This is a genomic window from Micromonospora sp. NBRC 110038 (assembly GCF_020884815.1).
Classification (GTDB): Bacteria; Actinomycetota; Actinomycetes; order Mycobacteriales; family Micromonosporaceae; genus Micromonospora; species Micromonospora haikouensis.
Genome location: NZ_BBOL01000001.1, coordinates 882,540 through 896,203, shown reverse-complemented (window position 1 = coordinate 896,203; position 13,664 = coordinate 882,540). Strand labels below are relative to the sequence as shown.

Genomic DNA, 13,664 nt, shown 5'->3' with positions numbered 1-13,664 from the left:
ACCCCAGGCCGGCGGGAGAAGCGCCGACGCCGGCCCACCGCTCGGGGGTGGGCCGGCGTCGGTACGCGCGGAACGCGGCGGTGCGGGCGTCAGACCTCGACGACCGTCGGCACGATCATGGGCCGGCGGCGGTACTTGTCGTTGACCCACCGGCCGACGGTGCGCCGGACGATCTGCTGGAGCTGGTGCGGGTCGGTGATGCCGTCGGCGGCGGCCCGGTTCAGCGCCTCGGTCACCAGCGGCACGACCGGGTTGAACGCCTCCGGGTCCTCCGAGAAGCCCTTCGCCGAGACGGTGGGGCCGCCCACGACCTTGCCGGTGACCGAGTCGACCACGACGGTGGTGGCGATGAACCCGCCGTCGCCGAGGATCCGCCGCTCCGTGAGCAGGGACTCGCTGACGTCGCCCACGGCGAGGCCGTCGACGTAGACGTACCGGCTCTTGACGTGGCCGACGAGGCTGGCGCGGCCCTCGACCAGGTCGACCACGTCGCCGTCCTCGCAGAGCACCACCCGGTCCGGGGCGACCCCGGACTCGATGCCGAGGCGGGCGTGGGCCCGCAGGTGCCGCCACTCGCCGTGCACCGGCATCAGGTTGCTCGGGCGGGTCACGTTGAGCAGGTAGAGCAGCTCACCGGCGGGGGCGTGGCCGGAGACGTGGACCTTCGCCACGTCCTTGTGCACGACCACCGCGCCGGCCCGGGCCAGCCGGTTGATCACCCGGTAGACCGAGGTCTCGTTGCCGGGCACCAGCGAGGACGCCAGCACCACCGTGTCGCCGGGGGCGATGGTGATGTGCCGGTGGTCGCCGCTGGCCATCCGGCCGAGCGCGCTCATCGGCTCGCCCTGCGAGCCGGTGGACATCAGCACGATCTGCTCCGGCGGCAGCGCCGTGGCCTCCTCGATGCTGATCACCAGGCCGGCGGGGATGTTGAGCAGGCCGAGGTCCCGGGCGATGCCCATGTTGCGGACCATCGAGCGGCCGATCAGCGCCACCTTGCGGCCGTGCTCGACGGCCGAGTCGAAGACCTGCTGCACCCGGTGCACGTGCGAGGCGAACGACGCGACGATGATCCGGCCGCGCGCCTTCGCGAAGATCGAGTCGAGGACCGGCCCGATCTCCCGTTCCGGGGTGACGAAGCCGGGGATCTCCGCGTTCGTGGAGTCCGACAGCAGCAGGTCGACGCCCTCCGCGCCCAGCCGGGCGAAGCCGGCCAGGTCGGTGATCCGGCCGTCCAGGGGGAGCTGGTCCATCTTGAAGTCGCCGGTGTGCAGCACCAGGCCGGCGGGGGTGCGGATGGCCACCGCGAGGGCGTCGGGGATCGAGTGGTTGACGGCGAAGAACTCGCACTCGAACGGGCCGAGCCGCTCCCGGCCGCCCTCCCGCACGGTCAGCGTGTACGGCTGGATGCGCCGCTCGGCCAGCTTCGCCTCGACCAGGGCGAGGGTGAACTGCGAGCCGACCAGCGGGATGTCCGGCTTGTGGGCGAGCAGGTACGGCACCGCGCCGATGTGGTCCTCGTGGCCGTGGGTGAGCACGATCGCCTGCACGTCGGCGAGCCGGTCCAGGATCGGCCCGAAGTCGGGCAGGATCAGGTCCACGCCCGGTTGCTCGACGTCGGGGAAGAGCACCCCGCAGTCGACGATGAGCAGCTTGCCGTCGTACTCGAAGACGGTCATGTTCCGACCGATGGCGCCGAGCCCGCCGAGCGGGATGATCCGCAGGCCGCCCTCCGGCAGCGGCGGGGGCAGTTCGCCCTCGTTGTGCGCCTCGGTCACGCGTCCACCTCATTCTGCGACGCCGTGGCCCGGCGTCCGTCGTGTCGTTCGGTCATGTCAGGGGAGCTCCAGACCCGCCGCCGCGCAGTCCGCGCGCAGCTGGGCGATCTCGTCGGGGGTGGCGTCCACCAGCGGGGGCCGCACCGGGCCGGCCGGCAGGCCCAGGGCCGCCAGGCCCGCCTTGACCAGGATGGTGCCCTGGGTGCGGAAGACGCCGGTGAACAGGGGCAGCAGCCGCCGGTGCAGGGCGAGCGCGGTGCCGGGGTCGCCCGCGTCGTACGCCTCGATCATCCGCTGGGTGAGCGCACCGGTGAAGTGGGTCGAGGTGCCGACGACCCCGACGCAGCCGACCGCCAGCGCGGGCAGGACGAGGGAGTCCTCCCCGCTGTAGAAGGCCAGGTCGGTGCGGCTGGTCACCCACGAGGTCGCGGTGAGGTCACCCTTGGCGTCCTTGACCGCGACGATGCGGTCGTGCTCGGCGAGCCGGACCAGGGTCTCGGTCTCGATCGGCACCCCGGAGCGGTGCGGGATGTCGTAGAGCATGATCGGCAGCCCGGTGGCGTCCGCGACGGCGGTGAAGTGCCGGACCAGCCCGCTCTGCGGCGGCTTGTTGTAGTACGGGGTCACCACCAGCAGGCCGTGCGCGCCGGCCTTCTCGGCCGACGCGGCCAGCTCGATGGTGTGCCGGGTGTCGTTGGTGCCGACCCCGGCGACCACCCTCGCCCGGTCGCCGATCGCCTCCACCACGGCCCGGATCAGGCGTTCCTTCTCCGCGTCGGTGGTGGTGGGCGACTCGCCGGTGGTGCCGTTGAGCACGAGCGCGTCGTTGCCCTGCTCGTCGACGAGGTGGTTCGCGAGGCGTACGGCGCCGTCGAGGTCCAGGGAACCGTCGGAGGTGAACGGGGTCACCATGGCCGTGAGCACTCGGCCGAACGGGCGGGACACCGCCCGGTCGGCGGCAACAGGGTGGTCGTGCGTCATGCTCACAACCTAGCGGACGACCACCGGCGGGCCGGTGGGGAAGGGTTCAGGACAGCTCGGCGAGCGGGCTGGCCGCCACCTCCGTGCCGTCGGGCAGCGTGGAGATGACGAAGTCGGCGAACACGTTCGGGGCGACCCGCTGGAGCTGACGCAGGCACTCCACGGCCAGCTCGCGGATCTCCACGTCGGCGTGCTCGGTGGCCCGCATCGCGACGAAGTGCCGCCAGGCCCGGTAGTTGCCGGTGACCACGATCCGCGTCTCGGTCGCGTTGGGCAGCACCGCGCGGGCCGCCTGCCGGGCCTGCTTGCGGCGCAGCGTCGGGTTGGGCTCGTCGGAGAAGCGCTGCTCCAGGCCCTCCAGCAGCTCGGTGTACGCCCGCACGCTCGCCTCGGCGGCCTCGACGAACCGCTTGTGCAGCTCCGGGTCGTCGGCGATCACCGCCGGCTCGACCATCGCGGCGTCGCGCTCGGGGACGTACCGCTGGGAGAGCTGGGAGTAGGAGAAGTGCCGGTGCCGGATCAGCTCGTGGGTGAACGAGCGGGACACCCCGGTGAAGTAGAAGCTCACCGAGCCGTGCTCCAGCACCGACAGGTGCCCCACCTCCAGGATGTGCGCCAGGTAGCCGGCGTTGGTGGCGGTGGCCGGGTTCGGCTTGGACCAGCTCTGGTAGCAGGCCCGGCCGGCGAACTCGGCGAGCGCCTGGCCGCCCTCGGCGTCGGTCGACCACGGCACGTCGTCCGGGGCCTGGAACTGGGTCCACGCGACGAGCTTGACCTGGGGCTGCACCATCTCCGGCATGCCAGGGACTGTAGTGGTCCGGCGGTCGCCCGCCCAAGCCGGGCGCGCCCGGTGCAACGGCGGTCACCCCCGGCCCGGCGCGTCGCCCGCCCGGCGGGACCGTTCCGGTTTTCCGCCTAGGGAGCTGAGTCATTTACGACATCAGGGTCAGGGTCGGGTCCGTGGCCGAGGTCCGAGATCCGAGGTCCGGATCGGGGCGGGGCCGGAGTCGGGGGCGGCCCGTGGGCGGCGGTGATGTCGTAAACGACTCAGCTCGCTATGGCCCGCAGGCTCCGCACCCGATCGCGCAGGCGCGCGGCAGGCTGCCCGCCGGGCCGGACACAGGACCGGTCAGACGTAGAGGGAGGTGAAGGGGGCCCAGGGCAGGTTGCGGGCCACCGAGAAGGCCAGCCACAGGGCCAGGAAGCCGCCGATCACCTTCGAGCTGACCTGGGGCTGCGGCAGCCGCCAGCCGAACGCCTGCCGGCCCGCCCAGGCGACGAACAGGTAGGTCAGGAAGGGCAGCGCGAAGACGAAGACGAAGTGGTGCCGGGCGGCGGCCGGCAGGTCGCCGTGCAGCACGTACCACAGCGCGCGGGTGCCGCCGCAGCCCGGACAGTCCAGCCCGGTGGTGAGCTTCAGCAGGCAGGTGGGCGCGGCGTCGGGCGCGGCCCGGGTCGGGTCGCTGAGCAGCGCGTACGCCATGCCGAGGCCGACGCAGCCGAGCGCGGCCAGGGGGGCCGCCCAGCGCGGCGACCGGGCGTGCACCCGCATCACGAGGCGGGTCAGCCGGTCGGGCTCCGCCACCGGGTACGCCCCCGGCGGCCACTCCCCCGGCGCGGGCGCGGGCGCCTGCGCGTCAGGGTGCGGGTGCGGGTGCGGGGCCGCCGGGCCGTCGACGCTCGTCACGCCGCTCACGGTACACCGGCCACGCTCCTCAGCGCGGCGGCCAGCGGAACGGCCAGGTCACCGGCGGCGGGCGGGGCGACCGCGCTCAGCCCCAGCCAGCCGGCCAGGCGGTGCAGCTCGGCGGCCAGGGCCACCGCCGTCTCCCCCGCGTCGACGCCCGGCTCGGCCCAGGCGGCCGGCACCAGCAGCACGCCGGCCTTGCGGTCGGCCTTGAGGTCGACCCGGGCGGTGAACCGCTCCCCCTGCAGGAACGGCAGCACGTAGTAGCCGTGGACCCGCTGCGGGGCCGGGACGTAGATCTCGATGCGGTAGGCGAAGCCGAACAGCCGCTCGGTGCGGCCCCGCTCCCACACCAGCGGGTCGAACGGGCTGACCAGGGTGTTGCCCCGCACCCAGCGGGGCAGCCGGGCGGCGGCGTGCAGGTAGGCCGGGTGCCGCCAGCCCTCGACCGTGACCGGGGTCAGCTCACCCGCCTCGACCAGCTCGGCGACCGCCCGGCGGGCCCCGGCGACGGGCAGCCGGAAGTAGTCGCGCAGCTCCGGCTCGGCGGCGACGCCGAGCGAGCGGGCGGCGATCGCGACCAGGGCGCGGTGCGCCTCGGCGTCGGTCGGGGTGGGCGCGTCCAGCGCGGCGGCCGGCAGCACCCGCTCGGGCAGGTCGTAGCGGCGGGCGAACGAGGGGGTGCGGTCGGCGGCGGTGACCTCGCCGGCCCAGAAGAGGAACTCCAGCGCCCGCTTCACGGTCGACCAGTTCCAGCCCCAGTTGCCGGTCTCCCGGGGCGCGTCGTGCTCGATCTCGGCGGCGGTGAGCGGGCCCCGGGCGGCGACCTCGTCGCGCACCCACGCCACCAGCTCGGGCTGCTCCTGCGCGATGCGGCGCATCCCGCCCCACGCCTCGTCGCGGGCCTTGGCCATCCGCCAGCGCAGCGCCGCGTGCAGCCCGACGGGCACCAGCGACGCCTCGTGCCCCCAGTATTCGAACAGCTCGCGGGGGCGGCGGTAGGCGGCGGCGTCGAGCAGGGTCGTCGGGTAGGGCCCGAGCCGACTGTAGAGGGGCAGGTAGTGCGCCCGCTGCAGCACGTTGACCGAGTCCATCTGGATCAGCCCGACCCGGTCGAGCACCCGGCGCAGGTGCCGGCGGGTGGGCAGGCCGACCGGCGGCGGGTCGGCGAAGCCCTGGGCGGCCAGGGCCACCCGGCGGGCCTGGGCGAGCGAGAGCGATTCCGGCGCGGTCATCGTCGGGCACCCTAATCCAGGGGTACGACACCGGTGCGGCTGGCTGGACGTCACGGCCACCGGGGCATACAACGGACGCATGCTGATCATCCGCCCCGAGGAGCCGGACGACGCCGAGGCGGTGGCCCGGGTGCACGTGCACGGCTGGCAGGACGGCTACGCCGGGTTCATGCCGGCGGAGGTGCTGGCCCGGCTCAACGTGGCGGCCTGGGCGCAGCGCCGCCGGGACGTGGGCACGGCCGACCCGGAGCACCCGTTCACCACGCTGCTCGCCGAGCGCGACGGCGCGGTGATCGGGTTCACCACGTTCGGCCCGTACCGCAACAACCAGGACCGGGCCGACCTCGACCACACGCTCGGCGAGGTGCTCACCATGTACGTCGAGCGGGCGCACTGGGGCGACGGGACGGCCGGGCGGCTGCTGGCGGCGGCGAAGCAGCGGCTGGCCGGGCGGGGCTGGACGGCGTACCGGCTGTGGGTGTTGCGGGACAACCGGCGGGCCCGGCGCTTCTACGAGCGGGCCGGGCTGTCGCCGGACGGCGAGCGGACCACCTACCCGGTGCCGCTGGCCGGCGGGGCACCCCCGCTGGGGCTGGTCGAGCTGAGGTACGCGGGGCTGCTCGACGGCTGACCCGCCGGGCGGCGCACGGGCAGGAACAGCAGCAGGGCGAGGCTGATCCAGACGTAGGTGTTGCTGCCGAGGAAGCCGTCGATGCCGGTGAAGTCCTTCTCCCAGGCCCAGACGATGCGGCTGCACAGCAGGGCGTACCCGATGATCGCGGCGGCCAGCAGGACGCGGCGCCGGCGACTGCGCGCGGGGGCCGCGGTGCCGTTGTCGACCAGCAGGATCAGCCCCGGCAGCAGCCAGACCAGGTGGTGCACCCAGGTCACGGGGCTGACCAGGCACATCAGCGCGCCGGTCAGGGCCAGGCCGGTGGCCTCGTCGCCGGCCTTCGCGGCGGCCCGCGAGCGCCACGCCCAGACGGCGAGGGTGGCGAACACCAGCGCCAGCCAGGCCACGGTGCTGGGGTGCTCGGGGCTGAGCCGGGCGACCACGCCCTGCAGCGACTGGTTCGACACGAACGCCAGCTCGCCGACGCGGCCGGTGTTCCACAGCGCGGAGGTCCAGAACTCGCGGGACGCGTCGGGGAAGAGCGCGGCGGCGACGAGGGTCGCCCCGGCGGCCGTGCCGGCGGCGGTCAGGGCGGCCCGCCAGCGGCCGGTGACCAGCAGGTAGACGAGGAAGATCCCCGGGGTCAGCTTGATCGCGGTGGCCAGCCCGATGCCCACTCCCGCCCAGCGGTTGCCCGCCGGCAGCAGCCGCAGCAGGTCCACCGCGACGAGGAACAGCAGCAGCATGTTGACCTGGCCGAAGTTGACCGTCTCGCGCATCGGCTCGAACGCGGCGGCCAGGCAGAGCGCCACGGCGAGGGCGAACCAGCCGGTCCAGCCGCAGCGGTGGGCGACCGGGGCGATCAGCCACCAGATCAGCACGGCGCTGGTCACCACGGACGCGGTCACGCTCACCACGATCGCGGCCGGCCACGGCAGGAGGGCCATCGGCAGCATGACCAGGGCGGCGAACGGCGGGTAGGTGAAGCCGTACTGGGTGCCGGGCTTGAGGAAGTCGTAGATCTCCCCGCCGTCGTGCACCCAGAAGTGGAGCGCGCCGTAGTAGACCTTCAGGTCGAAGAAGCCGTGCCGCACGGCCGCCACGGACAGGAACGCGGTCACCGCGACGGCGAGCCCGACCACCGCGGCGACCTGCCCGATCGTCCGTTTGGCACCCTGCGCCACCGTGGCCTCCCTCGCCCTGCGTAGGCTTCCGTCCCATGGCTCTCGGGTACGTCCGCCCGGCGCGTCCGGAAGACGCCGGCGAGATCGCACGCATCCAGCTCGCGACCTGGCGGGTCGCGTATCGCCGGATCCTGCCCCGGCACGTGCTCGACAACCTGGACGAGGAGTATCTCGCCAGGCGGTGGAGCGCGGCGGTGCAGGAGCCGCCCTCGGGCGCGCACCGGGTGCTCGTCGCCGTCGAACAGGCCGAACAATCGTATCTGGTGGGATTTGCCGCGTCCGGGCCGGCCGACGCCGAGTCCCTCGCCCCGAACGAGCCGGCCGAGGCGCTCGGGTCCGGCGTGGTGGCGGTGACGGACCTGCTGGTCGAGCCGCGCTGGGGGCGGCGCGGGCACGGCAGCCGGCTGCTGGCCGCGAGCGTGGACCTGTGGCGCTCCGACGGCTTCGACCGGGCGGTGGCGTGGGCGTTCGACGCCGACGCGGCGACCCGGAAGTTCCTCACCGGCGCGGGCTGGGAGCCCGACGGCGCGGCCCGGGCCCTCGACGTGGACGACATGCTGGTCAACCAGCTCCGGCTGCACGTGGCGGTGCCCGCCGAGGGCGCGGCGGAGGGCGACACCGCCGCCGGCTGACCACGCGGTCTGCCTCCCGGCGCGTCGGGGTTGCCGGGAATGTCGGTGGTGCCGCCTACGGTGGCGGGATGAGCGTGTCGACGAGTCGTGCCCACGCGACGCCGGCCCCGGCCGGGCCGCAGGAGCACGGGCCGCAGGAGCACGGCCGGCCGGAGCACGGGCCGTCGGAGCGGCACCCGCCGTCGGAGCAGCACCTGGAGGGGCACCGGGTGGAGCTCACCGGCTACTGCTACCGGATGCTCGGCTCGGCCTTCGACGCGGAGGACGCCGTCCAGGAGACGCTGCTGCGCGCCTGGCGGGGGTTGGCCGCCTTCGACGGCCGGTCCAGCGTCCGCACCTGGGTCTACCGGATCGCCACCAACGTGTGCCTCGACCTGCTGCGCGGCCGGTCCCGCCGGGCGGTCCCGACCGACCTCGCCGGGCCGTCGGCGCCGGTGCTGTCGGCGCTGGGCGAGCCCCGGCCCGCCGGGGAGTGGGTCGGGCCGGCCCCCGACGCCCGGGTGCTGCCTGCCGGCGAGGATCCGGCGGAGGTGGCGGTGACCCGGGAGTCGGTGCGGCTGGCCTTCGTCGCCACGTTGCAGCACCTGCCGCCCCGGCAGCGGGCGGTGCTGATCCTGCGCGACGTGCTGCGCTGGCGGGCCGACGAGGTCGCCGGCCTGCTCGACACCAGCGTGGCGGCGGTCAACAGCGCGTTGCAGCGGGCCCGCGCGACGCTGGCCGCCCGGGGCGTCGACGCCGACCCGCCGGCCGCCGCCCTCGACGCCGCGCACCGCGAGCTGCTCGACCGCTACGTGCGGGCCTTCGAGCGGTACGACATCGACGCGCTGGTCGCGCTGCTGCGGGCCGACGCCGTGCAGACCATGCCGCCCTACCGGCTCTGGCTGCGCGGCGCGGGTGACATCGGGCGCTGGATGACCGGCCCGGGGGCCGGCTGCGCGGGCTCCCGGCTGGTCCCGGTGGCGGTCAACGGTGGCCCGGGGTTCGCGCAGTACCGGCGGGACCCGGCGGGCGGGCACCGGCCGTTCTCGATCCAGCTGGTCGGCTGCTCCGGCGACCGGGTCGCCCGGCTCAACTACTTCCTCGACCCGGCCCTGTTCCCGCTGTTCGGGCTGCCGGACCGGCTGCCCTGAGCCGGCCCGGCGGCCCGGTCAGCCCTTGTCCGCGCCGTCGTTGGCGTCCCGCACGAAATACCGCTGGAAGATCACGAACAGCACCGCGACCGGGATGGTGGCCAGCAGCGCCGCGCCGAGCTTGAGCGGATACTGGGTGCCCTTGCCCAGCGAGCCGCTGACCAGGTCGGCCAGGCCGCGCGGCAGGGTGAACAGGTCCGGGTCCTGCACCGCGACCAGGCTGTGCGGGAACTCGTTCCAGGAGCCCTGGAACGACAGGATGGTCAGGGTGATCAGCGCCGGCTTCGCCATCGGCAGCACCACCGACCAGAACGTGCGGAAGACGCCCGCCCCGTCGATGCGGGCGGCCTCCTCCACGCTGACCGGGATCGACTCGAAGAACTGCTTCATGATGAACACGCCGGCCGCGTCGGCGAGCAGCGGCACCACCAGGCCGGCGTAGCTGTCGTACATGCCGAGCTGGTTGAGCACGAGGAACTTCGGGATCAGCAGCACCACGCCGGGCACCGCCAGCACCGCGACGACCGCGGCGAAGAGCCCGGCTCGGCCCCGGAAGCGAAGCCGGGCCAGGGCGTACCCGGCGAGCGAGTCGAAGAACACCCGGCCGAGGGTGACCAGCACGGTGACCAGCAGCGAGTTGCCGAGCCAGAGCGGGAAGGCGGTGCCAGCGAAGATCCGTTCGAAGCCGGCCAGCGACAGCGGGTCCGGGATGGGCGAGAGCGGGTTGGCCGCCGCGTCCGGCTCGGTCTTGAGCGAGTTGCCGATCTGGATGACGAACGGGTAGAGGAACACCAGCGCGAAGAAGACCAGGATCGCATACCCGACGAGGCGGCTCGCCAGCGTGCGGGCCGTGCGGTCGCGGGCGCGGCGCGGCCGGGCGGGCGGCGCGGGTGCCGCCGGCCGGTCGGTGAACACGGCCATCTCAACCCCCTTCCGGTACGCGTCGACGCCACCACCGGCCGCGGCGGGGCGCGGCGGGCTCCCGGTCGGCCATCAGCCGGCGCTGGAGCAGGGTGAGCGCGATGATGATCAGGAACAGCACGAAGGAGATGGCCGCGCCGGAGCCGTAGTCGAAGTCCCGGAACGCGGTGCGGTACGACAGGTACGCGGGGGTGAGCGTGGTCTTGGCCGGCTCGCCCTGGCTCATCACGTACACCTGGTCGAAGACCTGCCAGGAGCCGATCAGGCCGAGGGTGAGCACGAGGAACGTGGTCGGCTTGATCATCGGCAGGGTGACGTGCCGGAAGCGCTGCCAGCGGCCGGCCCCGTCGAGGGTGCTGGCCTCGTCGAGGGCCACCGGGACGTTCTGGAGCGCGGCGAGGAACATCAGCATGAACGTGCCGGAGGTGGTCCAGACGACCAGCGTGATGATCGAGACCATGGCGACGCTCGGCCCGGACAGCCAGTCCCACCAGCTCAGCCCGAACGGCCCGCCGGCGGCGAGCGCGGCCGGCGGCGCGTCCACGCCGACCGCGCCGAGCAGCAGGTGCAGCACGCCCCGGGAGTCGGCGAACCACTGCGGCCCCCGGATGCCGAGCATGCCGAGCAGGGCGTTGACCGCGCCGGAGTTGGCGAACAGGAACAGGAAGACCACGCTGATCGCCACCGAGCTGGTCACCGAGGGGAAGTAGAACGCGGTGCGGAAGAATCCCCGGCCCCGCAGCATCCGGTTGTTGACGACGAGGGCGAGCCCGAGGGCCAGCGCCGTCTGGGTCGGCACCACGATCGCCACGTAGTAGGCATTGTTGCGCAGGCTGGTCATGAAGTCGCGGCGGGCCAGCCCCTCCTCGGCGAACAGCCGGGTGTAGTTGTCGGCCCCGACGAACGGGACCCGACCGGTGAACGGGCTGCCCTGGCCGTTCCAGTCGGTGAGGCTCACCCAGAGCGCCATCAGGATCGGCAGCAGCAGGAACAGGCCGAGGATGACGACCACCGGGGCGACGAAGAGCCACCCGGCGAGGTTCTCGTTGCTCCGGACGCCGCGCGCGACGCGGTTGCCCATCTTCCCTCCTCCCTGGAAGGAAGGGCCCCTTGTTAACGCATACGGTTAATAGGGGGCCCTTCCTTGCACCTCAGCCGGCGAGCGCCGCCTTGGCGTTGGCGTCGAAGCGGGCGAGGACGGCCTTCGGGTCGCCGTTGGCCAGCCCCTGCAGGCCGGTGTCGAGGTCGCCGAGGACGCTGTCCATCTTCGGCGCGTTCACCGGGCCCTGGGCGTACTCCGCGCCGTCGACGAACGGCTTGTCGGCCGGGAAGGCGGCGGTGTACTGGTCGCGCACGGACTGCCGGGACGGCATCACGCCGAACGCCTTGGCGAACGTCATCTGCTGGTCGCCGGCGGTCATCGCCTCGACGAACCTGATCGCCTGCTCCTTGTACCGGCTCTTGGCGGCGACGCCCCAGCACTGGGTGAAGGAGAGCGTCCCCTTGCCCTTGGGGCCGGCGGGCAGCTCGACGACGCGGTACTTCACGTCGGGGAAGTCGTTCTGCAGGGCACCCTTGATCCAGTTGCCCTCGATGGTCATGACGGCCTTGCCCTTGCCGAACGCCTCGCCGGACCAGCCGGCGTCGAGCTGCTTCGGGTACCGGGCCAGGCCCTCGTCCAGCATCGTCCGCACGTACTGGAGGGCGGCCAGGTTCTCCGGGGTGTCGGCGGTGGCCTGCTTGCCGTCGGGGCTGACCAGCCAGCCGCCGTTCTGCACGAGGAACGCGCCGATCCGGTCCCGGGTGTCGCCGAGGGCCAGCGGCACCAGGCCCTTGGCCTTGATCTTGCGGGCGGCGGCGGTGAGCTGGTCCCAGGTGGTCGGCACGTCGGCGTCGGTCAGCCCGGCCTTCGCCCACAGGTCCGTGTTGATCTGGAGCGCGAGGGTGGAGAAGTCCTTGGGCGCGCAGTAGAGCTTGCCGTCGTACGTGAACGTGGTGCGCAGGCTGGGGTAGAAGTCGTCCGGGCTGCTGATCCGGTCGCCGTAGGGCTCCAGCGCGCCGACGCTGGCGTAGTCGGCGAACCGGCTGGCGTCGACGTAGAAGACGTCGGGCGGGCTGCCGCCGGCGAGGGCCTGGCCGAGCTGCTGGGTGAGGTCCTGCGCCGGGGTGACGGTGGCGCTGTTGCCGGAGCCGGCGGCCCACGTCGCGGCGGCGGCCTGGACCGCCTTCGTCTCGGCGTCGCCGGAGGACCCGATCAGGATCTGGAGGCTGGCCGGGCCGGTGGACTGGGCGGCGTCGGTGGAGTCGTCGAAGCCGCTGCCGCAGGCGGCGGAGCCGAGCAGCGCCACGGCGGCGACGCCGGCGACTGTCGCGCGGCGCAGGGATCGGGTTGTCATCTCACTCTCCTGGGGGTGGTGGGGTCACGCGGTCTGGCGTCGCACCAGCGAGGGCTGGAGCAGCACCGGGGAGTCGACGGGCTGCCCGTCGAGCACGCCGGTGAGCAGGTCGACGCAGCGGGCGGCGGCCACGCCGAGGGGCTGGCTGACGCTGGTGAGGCCGACGGCGGCGGCGACGGGGGTGTCGTCGAAGCCGACGACGGCGACGGGACCGCCGGGCGTCGGGGGGCCGGCGGGCGGGGCGTACGCGGCGCTGCCGCGCACCGCCTGGAGGGCGCCGAGGGCGAGGGAGTCGCTGGCGCAGACGACGGCGGTCGGCGGCTCGGCTGCGGCGAGCAGCTCGCGCATCGTCCGTTCGCCCTCGGCGATGCCGTCGACGGTCTCGCGGTCCAGCCCGCCGGGGTCGACGCCGGCCTCGCGCAGCGTCTCGTGCCAGCCGGAGCGGCGCTCGCCGCCGACCGCCGAGGTGGGCAGCGGCCAGCCGATGTAGCCGATCCGCCGGTGGCCGGTGGCCAGCAGGTGGCGGGTGGCCTGGGCCGTCCCGGCGGCGTTGTCGACGTCGACCCAGGGGTGCGGGTCGGGCGCGTCCCACGGTCGGCCGAACGTCACGAACGGCACGTCCCGCCCGGCCAGCCAGGCGGTACGGGGGTCGCCGCGCTCGGTGCCGGTGAGCACGAACGCGTCCAGGTCGTACGCGCCGAGCAGGTCGTCGAACGCGTCGATCTCCTGGTGGGCGTCGGTAGCGGTGTAGAGCATGACCCGGTAGCCGGCGCTCTCGGCGGTCTCGGTGAGCCCGTGCAGGAACCGGTCGAGCACGGAGCCGTTGATCCCGTCCCGGGTCGGCTCGATGCGGACGGCGATGAGCCGGGACCGGCCGGTGCGCATCTGCCGGGCGGCCTGGTTGGCGCGGTAGCCGAGCTCGGTGATCGCCTCCTGCACCCGGCGGCGGGTCTCCTCGCGGACGATGTGCGGCGCGTTGAGCACGTTGGACACCGTCTGTCGGCTCACCCGGGCATGCTCGGCCACAGTGGAGATGGTCACCTTCTGCGACATGAATCCCCCTTGCGGTCTTGAACGATCAAATGTTGATCCGGCAGGATTAGATCG

The 13,664-nt window shown here is 73.7% G+C and carries 13 protein-coding genes; 3 read left to right on the top strand and 10 right to left on the bottom strand.

Features of this window, described 5'->3' with window-relative positions; all coding sequences use genetic code 11:
• Positions 1-89 precede the first annotated feature (89 nt).
• The 5 genes from LPU61_RS03795 to LPU61_RS03775 form a co-directional block, all read right to left on the bottom strand.
• Positions 90-1,778, bottom strand: a complete 1,689-nt coding sequence (locus tag LPU61_RS03795; protein WP_043962433.1) for a ribonuclease J — start codon at positions 1,776-1,778, stop codon at positions 90-92.
• Between the two features lie 57 nt (positions 1,779-1,835).
• Positions 1,836-2,759 (bottom strand): 4-hydroxy-tetrahydrodipicolinate synthase, encoded by a 924-nt coding sequence (gene dapA / locus LPU61_RS03790; protein ID WP_043962432.1) that lies wholly within the window; start codon positions 2,757-2,759, stop codon positions 1,836-1,838.
• 46 nt (positions 2,760-2,805) lie between these two features.
• Complete coding sequence (thyX, locus tag LPU61_RS03785) at positions 2,806-3,549, bottom strand: FAD-dependent thymidylate synthase (protein WP_043964186.1); 744 nt, start codon at positions 3,547-3,549, stop codon at positions 2,806-2,808.
• Between the two features lie 339 nt (positions 3,550-3,888).
• Positions 3,889-4,455 (bottom strand): DUF2752 domain-containing protein, encoded by a 567-nt coding sequence (locus LPU61_RS03780; protein ID WP_229404136.1) that lies wholly within the window; start codon positions 4,453-4,455, stop codon positions 3,889-3,891.
• On the bottom strand, positions 4,452-5,681 hold the full coding sequence (locus LPU61_RS03775) for a winged helix-turn-helix domain-containing protein (RefSeq protein WP_229404135.1): 1,230 nt from the start codon (positions 5,679-5,681) through the stop codon (positions 4,452-4,454). Before LPU61_RS03775 ends, LPU61_RS03780 begins: the two co-directional genes overlap by 4 nt.
• Positions 5,682-5,760: 79 nt before the next feature.
• Here LPU61_RS03775 and LPU61_RS03770 point away from each other — a divergent pair, with 79 nt between their 5' ends.
• Entirely contained in the window at positions 5,761-6,312 is a 552-nt protein-coding gene (locus tag LPU61_RS03770) for a GNAT family N-acetyltransferase (RefSeq protein WP_229404133.1), read from the top strand.
• On the opposite strand, the gene LPU61_RS03765 is transcribed toward LPU61_RS03770, so the two are convergent.
• Complete coding sequence (locus tag LPU61_RS03765) at positions 6,234-7,478, bottom strand: glycosyltransferase family 87 protein (RefSeq protein ID WP_308102534.1); 1,245 nt, start codon at positions 7,476-7,478, stop codon at positions 6,234-6,236. The two genes, LPU61_RS03770 and LPU61_RS03765, sit on opposite strands and share 79 nt — an antisense overlap.
• Positions 7,479-7,513: 35 nt before the next feature.
• On the opposite strand from LPU61_RS03765, the gene LPU61_RS03760 reads away from it, so the two are divergent.
• Together LPU61_RS03760 and LPU61_RS03755 are read left to right on the top strand one after the other, a co-directional pair.
• A complete protein-coding gene (locus LPU61_RS03760) occupies positions 7,514-8,110 on the top strand; it encodes a GNAT family N-acetyltransferase (protein WP_043962426.1) in 597 nt (198 codons plus the stop codon).
• A gap of 68 nt (positions 8,111-8,178) precedes the next feature.
• Positions 8,179-9,240 (top strand): sigma-70 family RNA polymerase sigma factor, encoded by a 1,062-nt coding sequence (locus LPU61_RS03755; RefSeq protein WP_229404131.1) that lies wholly within the window; start codon positions 8,179-8,181, stop codon positions 9,238-9,240.
• A gap of 18 nt (positions 9,241-9,258) precedes the next feature.
• Here LPU61_RS03755 and LPU61_RS03750 read toward each other — a convergent pair whose 3' ends face one another.
• The 4 genes from LPU61_RS03750 to LPU61_RS03735 all read right to left on the bottom strand — a co-directional run bounded on the left by LPU61_RS03750 (position 9,259) and on the right by LPU61_RS03735 (position 13,610).
• On the bottom strand, positions 9,259-10,161 hold the full coding sequence (locus LPU61_RS03750) for a carbohydrate ABC transporter permease (RefSeq protein WP_229404129.1): 903 nt from the start codon (positions 10,159-10,161) through the stop codon (positions 9,259-9,261).
• A 1-nt stretch (position 10,162) separates the two neighbouring features.
• The gene (locus LPU61_RS03745; protein WP_043962424.1) at positions 10,163-11,242 is read right to left on the bottom strand and encodes a carbohydrate ABC transporter permease; all 1,080 of its coding nucleotides are present in this window, start codon (positions 11,240-11,242) and stop codon (positions 10,163-10,165) included.
• 70 nt (positions 11,243-11,312) lie between these two features.
• Positions 11,313-12,557, bottom strand: a complete 1,245-nt coding sequence (locus tag LPU61_RS03740; protein WP_229404128.1) for an extracellular solute-binding protein — start codon at positions 12,555-12,557, stop codon at positions 11,313-11,315.
• 24 nt (positions 12,558-12,581) lie between these two features.
• Positions 12,582-13,610, bottom strand: a complete 1,029-nt coding sequence (locus LPU61_RS03735) for a LacI family DNA-binding transcriptional regulator (protein ID WP_229404127.1) — start codon at positions 13,608-13,610, stop codon at positions 12,582-12,584.
• Positions 13,611-13,664: the final 54 nt, after the last annotated feature.

What these genes read in the sequence shown, in the direction of transcription:
- dapA (WP_043962432.1), bottom strand. Translation starts at nt 2,759, where the DNA reads ATGACGCACGACCACCCTGTTGCCGCCGACCGGGCGGTGTCCCGCCCG.
- thyX (WP_043964186.1), bottom strand. Translation starts at nt 3,549, where the DNA reads ATGGTGCAGCCCCAGGTCAAGCTCGTCGCGTGGACCCAGTTCCAGGCC.
- LPU61_RS03775 (WP_229404135.1), bottom strand. Translation starts at nt 5,681, where the DNA reads ATGACCGCGCCGGAATCGCTCTCGCTCGCCCAGGCCCGCCGGGTGGCC.
- LPU61_RS03770 (WP_229404133.1), top strand. Translation starts at nt 5,761, where the DNA reads ATGCTGATCATCCGCCCCGAGGAGCCGGACGACGCCGAGGCGGTGGCC.
- LPU61_RS03760 (WP_043962426.1), top strand. Translation starts at nt 7,514, where the DNA reads ATGGCTCTCGGGTACGTCCGCCCGGCGCGTCCGGAAGACGCCGGCGAG.
- LPU61_RS03755 (WP_229404131.1), top strand. Translation starts at nt 8,179, where the DNA reads ATGAGCGTGTCGACGAGTCGTGCCCACGCGACGCCGGCCCCGGCCGGG.
- LPU61_RS03750 (WP_229404129.1), bottom strand. Translation starts at nt 10,161, where the DNA reads ATGGCCGTGTTCACCGACCGGCCGGCGGCACCCGCGCCGCCCGCCCGG.
- LPU61_RS03745 (WP_043962424.1), bottom strand. Translation starts at nt 11,242, where the DNA reads ATGGGCAACCGCGTCGCGCGCGGCGTCCGGAGCAACGAGAACCTCGCC.
- LPU61_RS03740 (WP_229404128.1), bottom strand. Translation starts at nt 12,557, where the DNA reads ATGACAACCCGATCCCTGCGCCGCGCGACAGTCGCCGGCGTCGCCGCC.
- LPU61_RS03735 (WP_229404127.1), bottom strand. Translation starts at nt 13,610, where the DNA reads ATGTCGCAGAAGGTGACCATCTCCACTGTGGCCGAGCATGCCCGGGTG.